At 69.6% G+C, this 13,602-nt stretch carries 13 protein-coding genes; 11 read left to right on the forward strand and 2 right to left on the reverse strand.

Features of this window, described 5'->3' with window-relative positions; all coding sequences use genetic code 11:
• Positions 1 to 36: 36 nt before the first annotated feature.
• The 4 genes from ACFXAM_RS09635 (at position 37) to ACFXAM_RS09650 (ending at position 4,369) form a co-directional block, all read left to right on the forward strand.
• Positions 37 to 978 carry a DUF2637 domain-containing protein gene (locus ACFXAM_RS09635; protein ID WP_380289196.1) on the forward strand — a complete coding sequence of 314 codons (942 nt, stop codon included), beginning with the start codon at positions 37 to 39 and terminating at the stop codon, positions 976 to 978.
• A gap of 450 nt (positions 979 to 1,428) precedes the next feature.
• Positions 1,429 to 2,001, forward strand: coding sequence for a plasmid mobilization protein (locus ACFXAM_RS09640; protein WP_380289198.1), 573 nt, complete (start codon positions 1,429 to 1,431; stop codon positions 1,999 to 2,001).
• Positions 1,998 to 3,758, forward strand: coding sequence for a hypothetical protein (locus tag ACFXAM_RS09645; protein ID WP_380289200.1), 1,761 nt, complete (start codon positions 1,998 to 2,000; stop codon positions 3,756 to 3,758). Before ACFXAM_RS09640 ends, ACFXAM_RS09645 begins: the two co-directional genes overlap by 4 nt.
• A gap of 275 nt (positions 3,759 to 4,033) precedes the next feature.
• The gene (locus tag ACFXAM_RS09650) at positions 4,034 to 4,369 is read left to right on the forward strand and encodes a hypothetical protein (RefSeq protein WP_052707436.1); all 336 of its coding nucleotides are present in this window, start codon (positions 4,034 to 4,036) and stop codon (positions 4,367 to 4,369) included.
• A 392-nt stretch (positions 4,370 to 4,761) separates the two neighbouring features.
• Here the strand turns inward: ACFXAM_RS09650 and ACFXAM_RS09655 are convergent, their stop codons facing one another.
• On the reverse strand, positions 4,762 to 6,114 hold the full coding sequence (locus ACFXAM_RS09655; protein ID WP_380289281.1) for a transcriptional regulator: 1,353 nt from the start codon (positions 6,112 to 6,114) through the stop codon (positions 4,762 to 4,764).
• A gap of 255 nt (positions 6,115 to 6,369) precedes the next feature.
• On the opposite strand from ACFXAM_RS09655, the gene ACFXAM_RS09660 reads away from it, so the two are divergent.
• From ACFXAM_RS09660 to ACFXAM_RS09685, 6 genes are all read left to right on the forward strand, one after another.
• Positions 6,370 to 6,762 (forward strand): ATP-binding protein, encoded by a 393-nt coding sequence (locus tag ACFXAM_RS09660; RefSeq protein ID WP_380289202.1) that lies wholly within the window; start codon positions 6,370 to 6,372, stop codon positions 6,760 to 6,762.
• The gene (locus ACFXAM_RS09665; RefSeq protein WP_380289204.1) at positions 6,759 to 7,205 is read left to right on the forward strand and encodes a hypothetical protein; all 447 of its coding nucleotides are present in this window, start codon (positions 6,759 to 6,761) and stop codon (positions 7,203 to 7,205) included. The genes ACFXAM_RS09660 and ACFXAM_RS09665 overlap by 4 nt, the downstream gene beginning before the upstream one ends.
• 161 nt (positions 7,206 to 7,366) lie before the next feature.
• The gene (locus ACFXAM_RS09670) at positions 7,367 to 7,951 is read left to right on the forward strand and encodes a hypothetical protein (RefSeq protein WP_380289206.1); all 585 of its coding nucleotides are present in this window, start codon (positions 7,367 to 7,369) and stop codon (positions 7,949 to 7,951) included.
• A gap of 120 nt (positions 7,952 to 8,071) precedes the next feature.
• Entirely contained in the window at positions 8,072 to 9,115 is a 1,044-nt protein-coding gene (locus tag ACFXAM_RS09675) for a glycosyltransferase family 4 protein (RefSeq protein WP_380289208.1), read from the forward strand.
• A 55-nt stretch (positions 9,116 to 9,170) separates the two neighbouring features.
• Entirely contained in the window at positions 9,171 to 10,052 is an 882-nt protein-coding gene (locus ACFXAM_RS09680; RefSeq protein WP_380289210.1) for a radical SAM protein, read from the forward strand.
• The gene (locus ACFXAM_RS09685; RefSeq protein WP_380289212.1) at positions 10,049 to 10,714 is read left to right on the forward strand and encodes a PIG-L deacetylase family protein; all 666 of its coding nucleotides are present in this window, start codon (positions 10,049 to 10,051) and stop codon (positions 10,712 to 10,714) included. Before ACFXAM_RS09680 ends, ACFXAM_RS09685 begins: the two co-directional genes overlap by 4 nt.
• Positions 10,715 to 10,726: 12 nt before the next feature.
• On the opposite strand, the gene ACFXAM_RS09690 is transcribed toward ACFXAM_RS09685, so the two are convergent.
• Entirely contained in the window at positions 10,727 to 12,433 is a 1,707-nt protein-coding gene (locus ACFXAM_RS09690) for a proline--tRNA ligase (protein ID WP_380289214.1), read from the reverse strand.
• A 176-nt stretch (positions 12,434 to 12,609) separates the two neighbouring features.
• On the opposite strand from ACFXAM_RS09690, the gene ACFXAM_RS09695 reads away from it, so the two are divergent.
• Positions 12,610 to 13,470 (forward strand): class I SAM-dependent methyltransferase, encoded by an 861-nt coding sequence (locus tag ACFXAM_RS09695; RefSeq protein WP_380289216.1) that lies wholly within the window; start codon positions 12,610 to 12,612, stop codon positions 13,468 to 13,470.
• Positions 13,471 to 13,602 lie beyond the last annotated feature (132 nt).

Genomic DNA, 13,602 nt, shown 5'->3' on the forward strand with positions numbered 1-13,602 from the left:
CCCGCCTGCGGCGAGGCCACCCCTGGAGCACCACCCTTGACCATCGTCGCGATACCTCCTGCCCGCACCCCGTCGGCTCGGGCCACCATCTGGGACCGCCTCGCCGTCGGTCTGCTCGGCGTCCTCGGGTTCGTCCTGTCCTACGACGCACTGCGGCAGATGGCCGGTGCGACCCACGTGCGCGGCCCGCTCACCTACCTGTTCCCGATCATCGTCGACGGATTCATCGCCTACGGTGTTCGAGCCCTGCTCGTCCTGCGCGAGGCCCGCTGGCCCGCCCGCGCCTACGCCTGGACGCTCTTCGCCGGAGCGACCGCCACCAGCGTCTGGGCCAACGCCCTGCACGCCGTCCGCCTCAACGAACTGCCCACCACCGGTAGCGGGCTGAGGCTGACCGACACGGTCGTCGGTGTCCTGTCCACCCTGGCTCCACTCGCCCTCGGCGGTGCCGTCCACCTTTACATCCTGATCGCGCGCCACGGCCACGACACCGCAGCCGCTGAGCAGAACGCCGTTCCGAGCACCGAGACTTCAGCCGACCCAGTGACCGCCAACTCTGAACCGGAGTTCCGGCTGGAACGGGTGGAGGACCGCAGCGATGAGAACGCGCTCCTGGCACTCCTGTCCGCCGCCGGACTTCTGGCCGCCGAGTGGCGCGATGCGCTGCCCGACTCCGAACCGGCAGAAGCCGACGAGCGACCGGTCGATGCCCCGGACACCCAGGCCGAAGCCGCCGAAGGTGCCGCCGGGGCGGAGAGCAAGCCGATCGGGCGTCCGCCGGGCGCGCCGATGGAGCGGCTGCTGGAGGTGGGCCGCGCGGCGGTCGCCGCCGAGGGCCGTCTCACCCGTGCGATCGTCGAACAGGCCGTGCGCGACGCCGGCCTTCCGCTCGGCAGTACCCGCCTCACCGAGCTGATGCGAAAGCTCCGCGAGGAGCAAGCCAACGAACAGAACCCTCCGCACCCCGAGGCCGACTGACCGGCCCTGTTGTCCGGCTGACCGGCCCGGTCGGTCAGCCGGACACCGACTTCTGCCGACCCACCGCCGCACTCGGCAGAAGTCCACCACCCGCCCGGTCACTGCACCCGGCCGGACTCGACTCGCACCGAGGACACCAGTCCCACGCGGTGGTCGGTCCCGGGAAGGCCACGCCTGACACGTCGCCCATACCTGCGGATTCCGGCACGGCCAAACCGGCAACCACCCGGACACTGCCCACCCACACACCCACCAGCCCGAATCGCCAGCCGCCACCGAGGAACGACACGCGTGAACCCCGTCCGACGAACCCTGCACAGCCTGCTCGGGAAGCCTGTAAGCTCCCAGGACCGCAACGGAGTTGACCACCTCCCTGCCCCTGGCGGAGCAAGCGAGTGCGTACGAGGCCCCTGCGGGGCCACGCACACGGACGTCCCCGCCCAGGAGGGCGTGGACGAGCCGGTGCTGCCGAGGGCGGCAGCACCGGAGCTTCACCGCGAGGGCGCGGCGAAGCAGGAGAAGCCCACCAACACGCCGTCCGAGCCCACCGCCGACGTGCTGACGCTCCCAGTCGCCAGCCCTTCCGCGACCACCGCCAGCCGCAAGCAGAGCACCGCGAAACGTCGCCGCCGTGACCCCGAGAACCCCTTGCCGAAGAAGGTCGGCTTCCGCTGCACCGAAACCCAGAAGGCGCGTATCGAGCAGCTGGCCGCCGCAGCCGAACTGAACGTTGCCGCCTACCTGGAGCGCAAGGCACTGGCCGACGACTCCACCGGCATCACCACCCGCGACGAGCAGTTGGAGCGGGCCATCGTGGCGCTCGACGCGGCACGCGGCCAGCTGGCGCCGGTCGGCAACAACGCCAACCAGATCGCCTACCGGCTCAACGCCGGCATCGGCGTCGAACCGGGCCCTGCGGCAGCCGTCCTCGACAGGGCCCTGGCCCTGGTCGCCGAGGTCCGGGCGGCCGTCGCGGAGGTCGACGCGTCGGCCATGCGCCTGGCGAAGGCGAAGCGCCGATGATCAGCAAGCCCATACGCGGGTCCAAGACGCACGGCGCGCTCAAGTACCTCTTCGGTCCGGGCAAGGCCAACGAGCACACCGACCCGCACATCGTCGCTTCCTGGGGCGGCTTCGCGCCCGATCCCGGCCGCGACCCAGGCGACCCCGATGCCACCATGGTCCAGCTCCGCGACGCGCTCGACCTACACGTCGTCCGCTACGGCAAGCCGGTCACCCAGCACGTCTACCACCGGCCCGTGCGGGCGGACCCGACCGACCGCATCCTCAGCGACGAGGAGTGGGGCACCATCGCCCGCCGCATCGTGGCCGCCGCCGGGATCGCACCAGACGGCGACCCGAACGGCTGCCGCTGGATCGCCGTGCGCCACGCCGACGACCACATCCACATCCTCGCGACCGTCGTCCGGGCGGACCTCACGCAGGCCCGCCTGCGCGGTGACCAGTACCGCGTCGAGACCGAACTCACGAAGATCGAACGCGAGTACAAGCTCAAGGACCTCTCCGACACGCGCACCCGCGAGTACCGGGATGCGATCCCCAAGCGCGCCAAGGGCGCGGAGTTGCACAAGGCCCAGCGCCTCGGCCAGGAGGGCACCGACCGCGACCGGCTGCGAACCGCCGTACGCCAGGCCCTCGCCGGGGCCGCGGACGAGGAGGAGTTCACCGCCCGGCTCACCGCGGAGGGCGTGCTCCTCGCCATGCGCCGCGCGCCGTCCGGCGACGTGACCGGATACAAGTTCGCCCTCCCCACCGGCGACGAGAGCGGACCGATCTGGTTCTCCGGCAGCAAGCTCGCCTCCGACCTCACCCAGCCGAAGATCCAGGCACGCTTCACCCTCGGCATCGACGAACCCGCCTTCCCCACGCCCGACCCCCGCACCTGGCCCGCTGACGGCCGCCACCGAGCCAGCACCACCATCGAACGCGCCTACCTGGCCTTCGACGACGACCAGGACGCCGCGCGCGCGGAGGCGGTGATCCGGGGCGGCCTCGAAGTCCTCGACACGCTCGCCGCCACCAGCCCGACCCTCAGCAGGAAGGAACTCCACCAGGCCGCACGAGCCCTGGAGTACACCCGCACCGCCCACACCCGCGCCGCCGGCGCAGACCTGCGCGCGATGCGCTCCGCCGCCCGAGAACTCCTCCACGCCGGACCCGCCACCGGCCGGGGCGAGGACGGCACGGCCGCCGCCACGGCCCTGACCAGCCTCGTGCTGCTCGCCGTCGTGATCGCCAAGTGGCACGCCGCCCAAGGCCACCGCCACCAGGCCGACGCCGCCCGCACGGCGGCGGGACACCTGCGCGCCGCCTACACTCGGCACGCGGCCAAGCCGATCGCCCACCTCACCCTCGAAGGTCAGCTCCTCCCGAAGCCCGACCACGACCGGCAGGCCGACGCCGTCCGCCGCGCCCTGCCCGCCGACCAGGCCACCCGGCTCCTCGCCGAGGAGAACTGGGCGGCCCTCGCCGCCACCCTCGCCCAGGCCGAGGCCGCCGGCCACAACCCGACCACCCTGCTCACCAACGCCGCCGGGCACCGCGAACTCGCCACCGCCGACTCACCCGCCGCTGTCCTCACCTGGCGCATCCGCCGCGACGCCAACCTCCCCGCCCCCGCACCGGCCGCAACCCCCGACGAACTGCGCACCAGGGCCGCCCGCGCCCGCACGACCAGCCGCACCACCGGCACACCGGCTACCCCGGTCATCACACCGCCGGCGCCGGTCGCACCCGACCAGGTGCGCCGAACGCGCTGACCACCCAGGTGGGCGGGTGCGGAGCCTCCGCCCCCGCCCACCAGCCACCGATCCTGCCCAGCTGGACGTCACCCGTCCGCCGCCGCCGAAGCAGAACCCAGCCAACAAAGCAGACCGCCGGGACTTCCCGAGGAATCCCGGTGGCCGGAGCGCCACAACTACCCTGCAGCAAGGTGACGGTGTCGATTCGATGTCCTTCGCGCTGGGAGGGATCCATTCCGGCAGCGCACGTCGTATGGTCCCTTGCTGCCCCGCTGCCGACCCGAAGGGACCGCATGACCGACTACGACCACGACTTCTACAACCCCGCCCCCGAACCCGCGCGTGCCGTCATCCGCGCCGTCCCGCACCCCGCCGAGCTCAACCCGCGCGGCATCACCATTACCTGCACCGGTTGCGGCGCCCGCCGCGACTGGCTCCTCCTCGCCGTCCACGACCAGATCTTCGTCCGCTGCCGCTGCGCCCACGAATGGCGCGAGCCTGACCTCACCCGGGCCGACTTCGACCTGCACTACGTCGAACCCGAGCACGAGTGGGACGACTTCGACACCGCCATGAGAGCCCTCGCCTTCGACGGCCTCCTCGCCGGAACGACCTGGAACCTGGACTGAGGTCCACGCCGCACCCGCCGCTGTTCACCTCCGACGCCTGTCGCGTCACGCCCGGACGACCGAGGGCAGCAGGGCACACAGGCGGCGCTTCGACTACCGGCGGAGGTCGACCCGGATGACGGCGCGCCGACCGTTGGTGCGCCACGGCGTCCCGGCGCCGTCGAGCTGAGCGACGACGCCACGAGGTGGGCGCCCGGGACATCGACGGCGATCGAACGCGCCCACCCTCCGAGGTTCACGAACCGGCTGAGATGCCGAACCGTGCGCGAGTCCCAAAGGTGCACGGAGCCGTCGCCGCCGCTGACCACAATGACCGCCACCGAACCCTCACAGGAGCCCGCCTACGCGGCGGGCTCCAGCACCAGTAGCAAATGCTGCGCTGGTGAGAGCGATCAGGCCGCAGCAGTGAGTTCCCGTGCCCGTTCGGCGAAGTCGACCACGAGACGGTGACCGCCGAACGGCTCCATGCGGCGCTGGAGGTCCTGAACGGCCTCAATGGCGCGGGAGGACTGCACCTGCTTGGTGAGCGAGAGAGTCCGTACACCGGCAGCGTGCGCGGCTTCAAGGTCATTGCGCTGCAGGTGCGATACGGCCAGTGCCGCCTGGGACATCGCGCCGCGCCGGGCACGCTTCTGCTGCCTGGCGTGATCGATGGAGAGGCGGGCGTGCTCGGCCGCGTGGTCGGGCTGGCCGAGGTCGCGGAAGGTGTTGGCGTGCTCGCCGTGGAGGTAGGCGGCGTCGATGAACTTCGCCCACTCGGGGTCCTCGTCCGGCTGGACCCGCTCGAAGGCGGCCTCGGAGCGGATGACGGCCTGAGCGGCGCCGACCTTGTCGCCGAGCTTGGCGAGCGCGCGAGCTTCCAGCGCCCAGAGATCGGCGAGGCAGGCGGGCGAGGAGACCCCGGAGAGTCCGGCCCGTCCGGCTTGGGCGAGGCGGCGGCCCTCCTCAGGATGGCCGAGAAGGGTGGCCTGGTCGGCCATGCCGGCCAGCACGTGGGCGCCGAGCGCGGGGTTGTGCGACTCCTCGGCGAGGCGGAGGGACTGGATCAGATAGCGCTGGGCGGTGCCGTGTTCGCCGTTGTCGTAGGCCATCCAGCCGAGGAGGTACGTCTGCTCGGCGGCGGCCTCGCACAGCGCCTGCCGAACCTGCTCGGTGTAGGTGCGGCGGAGGAGCGGGTAGACGTGAGCGTTCATGTACTGGGCGAGCGCGAGCCGGCCTGAGCCGCCGCCCTGGAAGATGTCCATCTGCTGGAACGCGCCGAACATGTTCCGGACAGCCGTCACGTCTTCCAGCCGTACCTGTGGTCCGGGAGCAGGGGACTGGTCCAGCGTGCTCAGCAGCCAGTCACGCGATGGTCCGACGCCGGCGACAGCGGCGAACGGTGCCATGGCCAGGAACTTGCGACGGTCCACGTCAGCTCTCCCCAGGTTGGTGACGGCTTCCACGGTAGCCGCGTACGAGGAGTTGTACACCAGTGAGCGATCGGCGGACGGGGCGTCTGCGAGGCCGAGATCGTAGGTGGTGACCCGGTAGCCGAGTTCGGCGGAGAACACGTCAGCCAGGATGTCCGGCACCGGCTGGCGTGGAATCTCGCCTCCCACCCAACGACGGACGCTCGTCGTGTCCGGCGCGATGTGAGGCTGGCCCCACTCCTTCGCCTTCGCACGAACTCGCCTGCTCAGCTCGCCCCGGCTGATGCCGGACTGCTCCAGCAGCTGCTCGAGTTTGGTGTTCACCGGTTTCATCGCCAAGGCCCCCAGCACGATCGGTAGCGGAAGTAACACCCTTCGACACCCCCGCCGACATTACTCCCGATTACTCAACGGCGGTTACCTGGTTGCCCGAAGTGATCTGCACCGCTTGAGGAGTACTCAGCCATGAGGACCGAGAGCACAGCAACTGACGTAACGTCACTCGGTTCTCCGGATGCCTGCCTCAACGCAGGGGAATCGAGCGACCCACCCGAGGTCGCGAAGTCGACCGGGGGGAGGTGGTACCGCATGGGCCTCCCCCTGGTCCAGCCCGAGCACATGGAACCGGTACGCGAGATCATCCGCGCGCACCTGCGGCTCTGGCGCAAAGCCGAGTTGAGCTTCATCGCCGAGCTCGGCGTCACGGAGTTGCTCACCAACGTCTACAAGCACACCCGCGGTGACTGCGAGCTCGTTCTGTCGGAGACGGACTCCGGCGTCTTCGTCGGGGTCAGCGACTCCGACGTGACCCTTCCGGTGATCCGGGAGCCGTCCGACGACGAAGTCGGCGGACGAGGGCTGTTCCTGCTCGCGGCCATGGCGGATGGGTTCGGCACCGAGCTGTGTAGATCAGGCAAGCAGGTCTGGTTCCGGCTCGGCCCCGAGGCATCAAGGCCCCACCAGGAGGAGAGCGCCGCATGACGTCGGCACCCACCCTGCCTGTCGCGCCGCCTGGAGGGCTCGGCATGACCCAACCCGGCGTGCTCTACCGGTGCACCTCGTACTTCGACGTGCATGGCACCGAGCTGGCCCAGCTCTTCGACTGGGAGGTACTGCCGAATGCGGAGGCCGCGTACAAGCGCCTGCGGCGAGCCGCTGCCGGCGTCAGCCAAGCACTGAGCCGAAGCACGGACGCCGAGCTTCGAAGGTGGCTGGGCGACCACACCGTCCTTCCGTCCGTGGCTAGGGCGATCGACGGCGGCGGTGGCTACGAACTGGAGCTGTGCGGCACCGGAGTCCGCATGGTGCTCGCCGTTCATCGCATCACCCTGCTGCCTCTGCTGAGTAGACGTCACTTCAGCTGCCCGGCGCTCGCCCTGCGAGGTCGGCGGCTCTGGGCGGACAGTCGCGACAGCGCTGGCTGACCCGGTCACCCCGCGTATCGCGGCGTGCGGCAGAGCTCGGTTCTGACGCCTGTGCGTGCTCGACGCTGCCTTCCACGCCTCACCACTGAGTCAACGACGTGCCGGTGCGCGCCCGAAAAGCCCCTAATGCCCTACAAGAAGCTGATTCGAATGGAGACCCCATGCCCGAGTCCGTGGTGAAGCCCGGTCTGCCGGACCCGCCGTCCGGCTACCGATATCTCGACTTCTTGGGCGGCCCCAGCCACCTTGTCCGCGAGGACACCTGCCGGGGCTGCTTCATGAACCTCGCCGAACGAGAGCTGCCCGACATCCTCGCCCCCGTGTACGACGACGGCGTCATCACCGTCAGGCAGGACGCAGAGTGGGCCGTGCCCGGCTTCATGGTCGTCGGTGTCCGTCCGCACATCGGTGCTCTCGACGAGATGGACCTGCCGCTGGTGGAACGACTCGGGCGGGTGACGCACTCCGTCCGGCGGGCCATGCGCGAGCGGCTGGGTCTGGCGGCGGTGCAGATGTACCAGGAGGAGAAGCTCGACCGGCCGCATTTCCACGTGTGGATGCTCCCGCTGTGGCCGGACACCATGGCGGCCCACCGCATCAACCCGCGGATCTACGAGTCCAACATCGCCCGCTATCTCACCCTCTTCACCCTCGAATCCCACGAGGCGGAGATCCGCCGCTGCGCGGACGAGGTGCGCGACTTCCTCACCGGCGTACCCGTGCTTGGCGCTGACCCGCGCGCCTGAAGCCGAGCGAACCTCGCCCACGGCCGAACAGCCGACGTTCCCGGCTACGGCCGTCGCGCCCAACTGCCGCAGGCGGCCCGTCGCAACGGCGGGCCGCCGTATCGAAAGGAGATCGAACGAATGCGTATCGCACATGTCGCCCCCTTATGGGAGAGCGTCCCTCCCCGGGGCTACGGGGCGGTCGAGTCGCTGGTCGCTGACCTCACCACGACCCAGGTCCTCGACGGGCACGACGTCACCGTATTCGCCTCCGGCGATTCCAAGGTGGCCGGCAACCTCCACAGCATCGGTACGACGGCTCTGCACGCGGACCCGAGTGTCAGCGAGCCCGAGGTCTACCGCATGCTCCAGCTCCAGGAGGTCCGCGACCGCGCCTCCGAGTTCGACGTCATCCACTCGCACGTCCACTCCAACACGGGGTGTATGGCGATCCCGGCGCTCCACGGACTGCGAACCCCGGTGGTCCACACCGTGCACTGCTTCTTCAACGAGGACAACACGCCGCTCTTCCGCCGGTTCGCCGCCGAGCGCTACGTGGCGATCAGCAGAGACCAGCGCTCTCACCTGCCGGAACTCAACTACCTCCGCACCGTCCACCACGGCATCGACGTGGCAGCCTTCCCCTTCGGCACCGAGGCCGCCGACTCGTGGCCGTACCTGGTGTTCCTCGGCCGGATCCGACCCGAGAAGGGTGTCCACGTCGCCATCGAGGCGGCGCACCGCGCAGGACTGCGCCTGAAGATCGCCGGCCGGATCAAGCCTGGTGACCGGGCGTACTTCGAGCAGCAGGTCCGGCCACACGTGGATGGCGACCAGGTGTCCTTCCTGGGTGAGCTCGACTTCCAGCAGAAGGTCGCCCTGCTCGCCGGCGCCGCTGCCACCCTGATGACCTCGCTCATCCCCGAGCCGTTCGGGCTCGTGCCGATCGAGTCGATGGCCTGCGGCACACCGGTTGTGTCGCTGCGCGCCGGGGCCGCCCCCGAACTCGTCCGGGACGCCGTCACCGGCTTCCTCGCCGACAACGCCCAGCAGATGGCCGACGCGATCCGCCGCCTGCCCGCGATCGACCGCGCCAGCTGTCGCGCCCACGTGGCCTCGGAGTTCTCGATCCGCCGGATGGCGGACGGCTACCAAGCCGCCTACCTGATGGCCATGCAGGGCTGATCCGCTCGGCTTCGCACTGCTCAACTCACCTCCCCACTAGCGCCAGTGAGGCATCATGCGCAGTGTCATCCTCAGCGCGGGCAAGAGCTGCTTCGTGGCCTGCCCCGGCTGCTACAACTACTTCGGCCGCACGATCACCGAGACGCCCCAAGTTCTCAGGTTCGCGGCCGGCTTACGCGACCGGTTCGGCATCGAGAAGATCACCGTCGGAGGCGGCGACCCGCTCACCCGGCCGGACATCGTCACGTTGCTCACGGGCCTCCACGACCTGGGCCTCCAAATCCACCTGGACACCGTCGGCACCGCTTTCCTCGGCGCGGCCCGAATCCGCTTCATGGGCACGGGCGCCGTCGAGCAGGTCGCCGCCGATGATGTGGCCGCCGTCAGCGACCTGATCGGCATCCCGCTCGACGGAAGCACCGACGCCGTGCAGCAGCAGTTCCGCCGACACGCGACCGTCGCCTCGCAGCTGGCGGTCTTATCCCTCCTGGAGAAGGCTGGAGCCCGGATCTGCGTCAACACCGTCGTCCACTCCGGCAACACGGGTGACATCGCGGCGATCGCCGGCCTGCTCAGCGGATTCGTCGGCATCGTGGAGTGGCAGCTCTTCCAGTTCATGCCGATCGGGCCCTTGGGTCACCGGAACCGCGAGCGCTACCTGATCAGCGAGGGCGACTTCCAGCACGCCGTTGCCATCGCCCGTGACAACGCGCCCGGACACGTCAGGATCGCGGCCAAGAGCGCGGGCGGACGCAAGCACCGTTACCTGCTGATCGACTCCGCCGGCCTCGTGTGGACGCCGGAACAGTCGCAGGAGACCGTTTGGCACAGCGAGGACGCCAACGACCGTCGGCACCTGATCGGCAACGTCAGCGATGCCGACATCCTCGACCGCCTGGCCGCGCTGGAGAACGCTGTCACGGAGGTCCCGGCATGACGGCCGCCGACCTGCTCGTCGTTGTCGCCCACCCCGACGACGAGACCCTGCACTGCGGCGGGCTTCTCCACCGCACCGCCCTTCGTCGCGGCACAACGGTCACCGTCACCCTGACCCGCGGAGGCGCGGGGAGGACACTCGGCATGTGCACCGAAGAGGACCTTCCCGCCGTTCGTGAACAGGAGTTGCGTCGCGCCGCCGAGGCGCTCGGAGTCACCTGCGCTGAAGTGCACGACCTTCCCGACGGCAGCCTCAGCGACCACGAGGACACCGGGACAACTCTCGTTCTGGAGGCGCTGCGTCGCTGGAAGCCCCATCGAGTGGTGGCCTTCCCACCAAACGGGATGAACGGCCACCCGGACCACCGCGCCGCACACCGGATCGCCCTCGCTGCGCTCGACCGCTACGACGCCAGCCCGGATGTGCTCCTGGTGACCAGCACGATCCAGTACACCGAACCGGCCAGACCAGGCTTCCTCGACCCCAGGCAGGTCGAGGCGATGCGGCTACCACCGACCCTGCGGATGCAGTTGGGCGATGCCCTGGAGACGAAGCTGCGCGCCATGGGCCACTACGAGACCCAGGCGCGCAGCGTCGCGAAGATCCTTCGCTGCTACCCGGAGACGCTTCTCACCGAGGCGTTTCACCGGGTGTCCGGCTGACGATCCGACGGCTCACACAGCGGCGGTCAGCAGCTTGCGGACGTGCTCCACCGCCTCGGCCACCGGCACGGACTGGGTCTCGCCGGTGGCCCGAGTGGTGACCTCGACCGTGCCGTCGGCCAGGCCGCGGGCGCCGACCGTGATCCGGTAAGGAATGCCGACCAGTTCGACGTCGCGGAACTTCACACCGGGTCGCTCGTCACGGTCGTCCAGCAGGACGTCGACCCGCTCGCCCTGCAGCTGCCGGTACAGGCCCTCGGCGGCCTCGACCACCTTCTCGTCGCCAGTGCCGAGCATGACGACGGCCACCTCGAACGGGGCGACGGAGACGGGCCAGATGATGCCCTTGTCGTCGTGGTGCGTCTCCACAATGGAGGCCAAGGCGCGTTCCACGCCGATTCCGTAGCTGCCCATGATCGGGATGACGCGCTCGCCGTCCTGGCCAAGCACGGTCACGCCGAGGGTCTCGGTGTACTTGCGACCGAGCTTGAAGATGTGGCCCACCTCGATCGTGACCACTACCTCCAGCGGTGTGCCGCACTCGGGGCAGGGCTCGCCGGCGGTCACCTCGCGCAGATCCGCCCACCGCTGCACCGCGATGTCCCGCTCGACCGACACGCCGCGCAGGTGGACGCCGTTGGTGTTGGCGCCGGTGGTCATGTCGGTGCGGCCGCGGAGGGCTTCGTCCGCGAGGATGGGCAGCTCGGCGACGCCGACCGCGCCCAGGCTGCCGGGGGAGGCCCCGAACGCCGCCTGGATCTCCTCGGCGGTCGCGGGCCGCACCGCCGTGGCGGCGAGGGTGTCGATGAGCTTCTGCTCGACCAGGTTGTGGTCGCCGCGGACCAGGATCAGGGTCAGCTGGTCGTCGACCACGTACACCAGCGTCTTGATCTGCCGCTCGGCCGGCACATCGTGCTGGACGGACAGCTCTTCGATGGTGCGCGCGTTCGGGGTGTCGAACCGCTCGGGGGCGTCCAGGCCGGGGCCGTCCACCACACCGGGCAGCGTGGAGGTGGCCTTCTCGGTGTTCGCCGCGTAGTCGCATCCGGGGCAGCGGACTACCAGGTCCTCGCCGGCGTTCGACGGGCTCATGAACTCGACCGACGCGCTGCCGCCCATGCTGCCGCTGGACGCCTGCACCGGGATCGCGGGCAGGCCCAGGCGGGCGAAGATCCGCTCGTAGGCGGCCTTGTGCAGGTCGAAGGAGCGGTCGAGTCCGCCGGCCTCGATGTCGAAGCTGTAGGAGTCCTTCATGGTGAACTCGCGTACCCGAAGCAGGCCGCTCTTCGGGCGGGCCTCGTCCCGGAACTTGGTCTGGAACTGATACCACATCTGCGGTAGGTCCCGGTATGACTTCAGCTCCTGCGACAGGACGGTGAAGATCTCCTCGTGCGTCATGCCGAGCGCCAAGTCCGCACCCTTGCGGTCCTTGAGCCGGAACATCTCCTCGCCCATCACCTCCCAGCGGCCACTGCGCTGCCAGATCTCCGCCGGGTGGAGGGCGGGCAGGATGAACTCCTGGGCGCCGATCGCGGTCATCTCCTCGCGGATGATGTCCACGATCTTGGCGCGGACGCGCACGGCCAGCGGAAGCAGGGAGTAGTGGCCGGCCATGAGTTGCCGGACGAACCCTCCTCTCACCAGCAGGCGGTGACTCACCGCATCCGCGTCCGCCGGGTCCTCCCGGAGAGTGGGCACGTACAGCTGGGACCAACGCATAGGACCGGAGACCGTCCTCTCGGTGAAACTGCGGAGTGTCGCGGCGGCGCTCACGCCGACATCACGACGGGGAACGCATTCTAGTGGCGGAGCCCTGCCCGAATCGCTCCGTTTTGAGAAGCCCAGGTCAGAGACCACATGCAGAACGGCATCCCTGACGACACGAACGGAGGCCGATGGCCGACACTCCGGATGAGACGCCTCGCAGCGATCAATCCGTCGACGCCATCCGCCGTTACTACGACACTCTCGGTGAGGGAGAGCACGACCGGCTCACCAAGGATGTCGCCGGCCGAGTCTCCTTCGAGATCCACCGCCGCTTCCTTGCCCCGTATCTGATTGCAAATCAGCGAGTGCTGGAGGTGGGCGCGGGCCCAGGCCGCTTCACAACCGTGCTCGCCGAACACGGCGCCCGCGTAGTGGTCACCGATATCTCGCCCGTCCAACTCCACCTGAACGAAGCCCACGTCGCTGCAGCGGGTTTCGAACGCGCCATCGAAGCACGCCACACACTCGATGTCCGCGACACGAGCCGCTTCCCTGACGCCACGTTCGACATGGTCCTCGCCTACGGAGGCCCGCTCTCGTACGCCTTTGAGCAGGAACGCGAGGCCCTCGCCGGCCTCCTCCGCATCGTGAAGCCCGACGGCATCGTGGTCGCCTCGGTGATGTCCCTATGGGGAAGCTGGCGAGCCCGCTTCCCCGGCGCCACTCAACTCGCCATCCGCTACGGCACCGACGTCACGGACGCCGTCATCCGAACCGGCGACCTGCGCCACGTACCCGGCATGGTCCACGTCTGCCGCATGTTCACCTGGGAGCAACTCACCACCCTCGTCATCGAATGCGGCGGCGAGATCCTCGCGGGATCGGCGAGCAACTGGGCGAGCCTCGAAGACCCAGATGTCCTGGCAGGTATTGAGGAGTCCCCGCAGCTCTGGGAGCGATTCCTCGCCTACGAGGCCGCTGCCTGCGCCAGCCTCGGTGCCCGCGATGGAGGCACCCACATCCTCGTCGCGGCTCGGCGACGCGGCTGAGTTCCCGGACGGGACAGCCACCAGGAACCCATCGCTCGGGCACTCGCCGGGGCAGCCATACTGGCGCCGTGGCAGGAACTCGACGTCGGTGCCACGGAACGAGCCTGGCGCCACTACGAACTGGGCAACAGG

This window comes from Kitasatospora sp. NPDC059462, from assembly GCF_042749955.1.
Classification (GTDB): Bacteria; Actinomycetota; Actinomycetes; order Streptomycetales; family Streptomycetaceae; genus Kitasatospora.

Bases quoted from the DNA above. Each gene is read 5' to 3' on its own strand.
- ACFXAM_RS09695 (WP_380289216.1), top strand. From the start codon at position 12,610: ATGGCCGACACTCCGGATGAGACGCCTCGCAGCGATCAATCCGTCGAC.
- ACFXAM_RS09650 (WP_052707436.1), top strand. From the start codon at position 4,034: ATGACCGACTACGACCACGACTTCTACAACCCCGCCCCCGAACCCGCG.
- ACFXAM_RS09655 (WP_380289281.1), bottom strand. From the start codon at position 6,114: ATGAAACCGGTGAACACCAAACTCGAGCAGCTGCTGGAGCAGTCCGGC.
- ACFXAM_RS09685 (WP_380289212.1), top strand. From the start codon at position 10,049: ATGACGGCCGCCGACCTGCTCGTCGTTGTCGCCCACCCCGACGACGAG.
- ACFXAM_RS09675 (WP_380289208.1), top strand. From the start codon at position 8,072: ATGCGTATCGCACATGTCGCCCCCTTATGGGAGAGCGTCCCTCCCCGG.
- ACFXAM_RS09670 (WP_380289206.1), top strand. From the start codon at position 7,367: ATGCCCGAGTCCGTGGTGAAGCCCGGTCTGCCGGACCCGCCGTCCGGC.
- ACFXAM_RS09660 (WP_380289202.1), top strand. From the start codon at position 6,370: ATGGGCCTCCCCCTGGTCCAGCCCGAGCACATGGAACCGGTACGCGAG.
- ACFXAM_RS09645 (WP_380289200.1), top strand. From the start codon at position 1,998: ATGATCAGCAAGCCCATACGCGGGTCCAAGACGCACGGCGCGCTCAAG.
- ACFXAM_RS09680 (WP_380289210.1), top strand. From the start codon at position 9,171: ATGCGCAGTGTCATCCTCAGCGCGGGCAAGAGCTGCTTCGTGGCCTGC.
- ACFXAM_RS09690 (WP_380289214.1), bottom strand. From the start codon at position 12,433: ATGCGTTGGTCCCAGCTGTACGTGCCCACTCTCCGGGAGGACCCGGCG.
- ACFXAM_RS09665 (WP_380289204.1), top strand. From the start codon at position 6,759: ATGACGTCGGCACCCACCCTGCCTGTCGCGCCGCCTGGAGGGCTCGGC.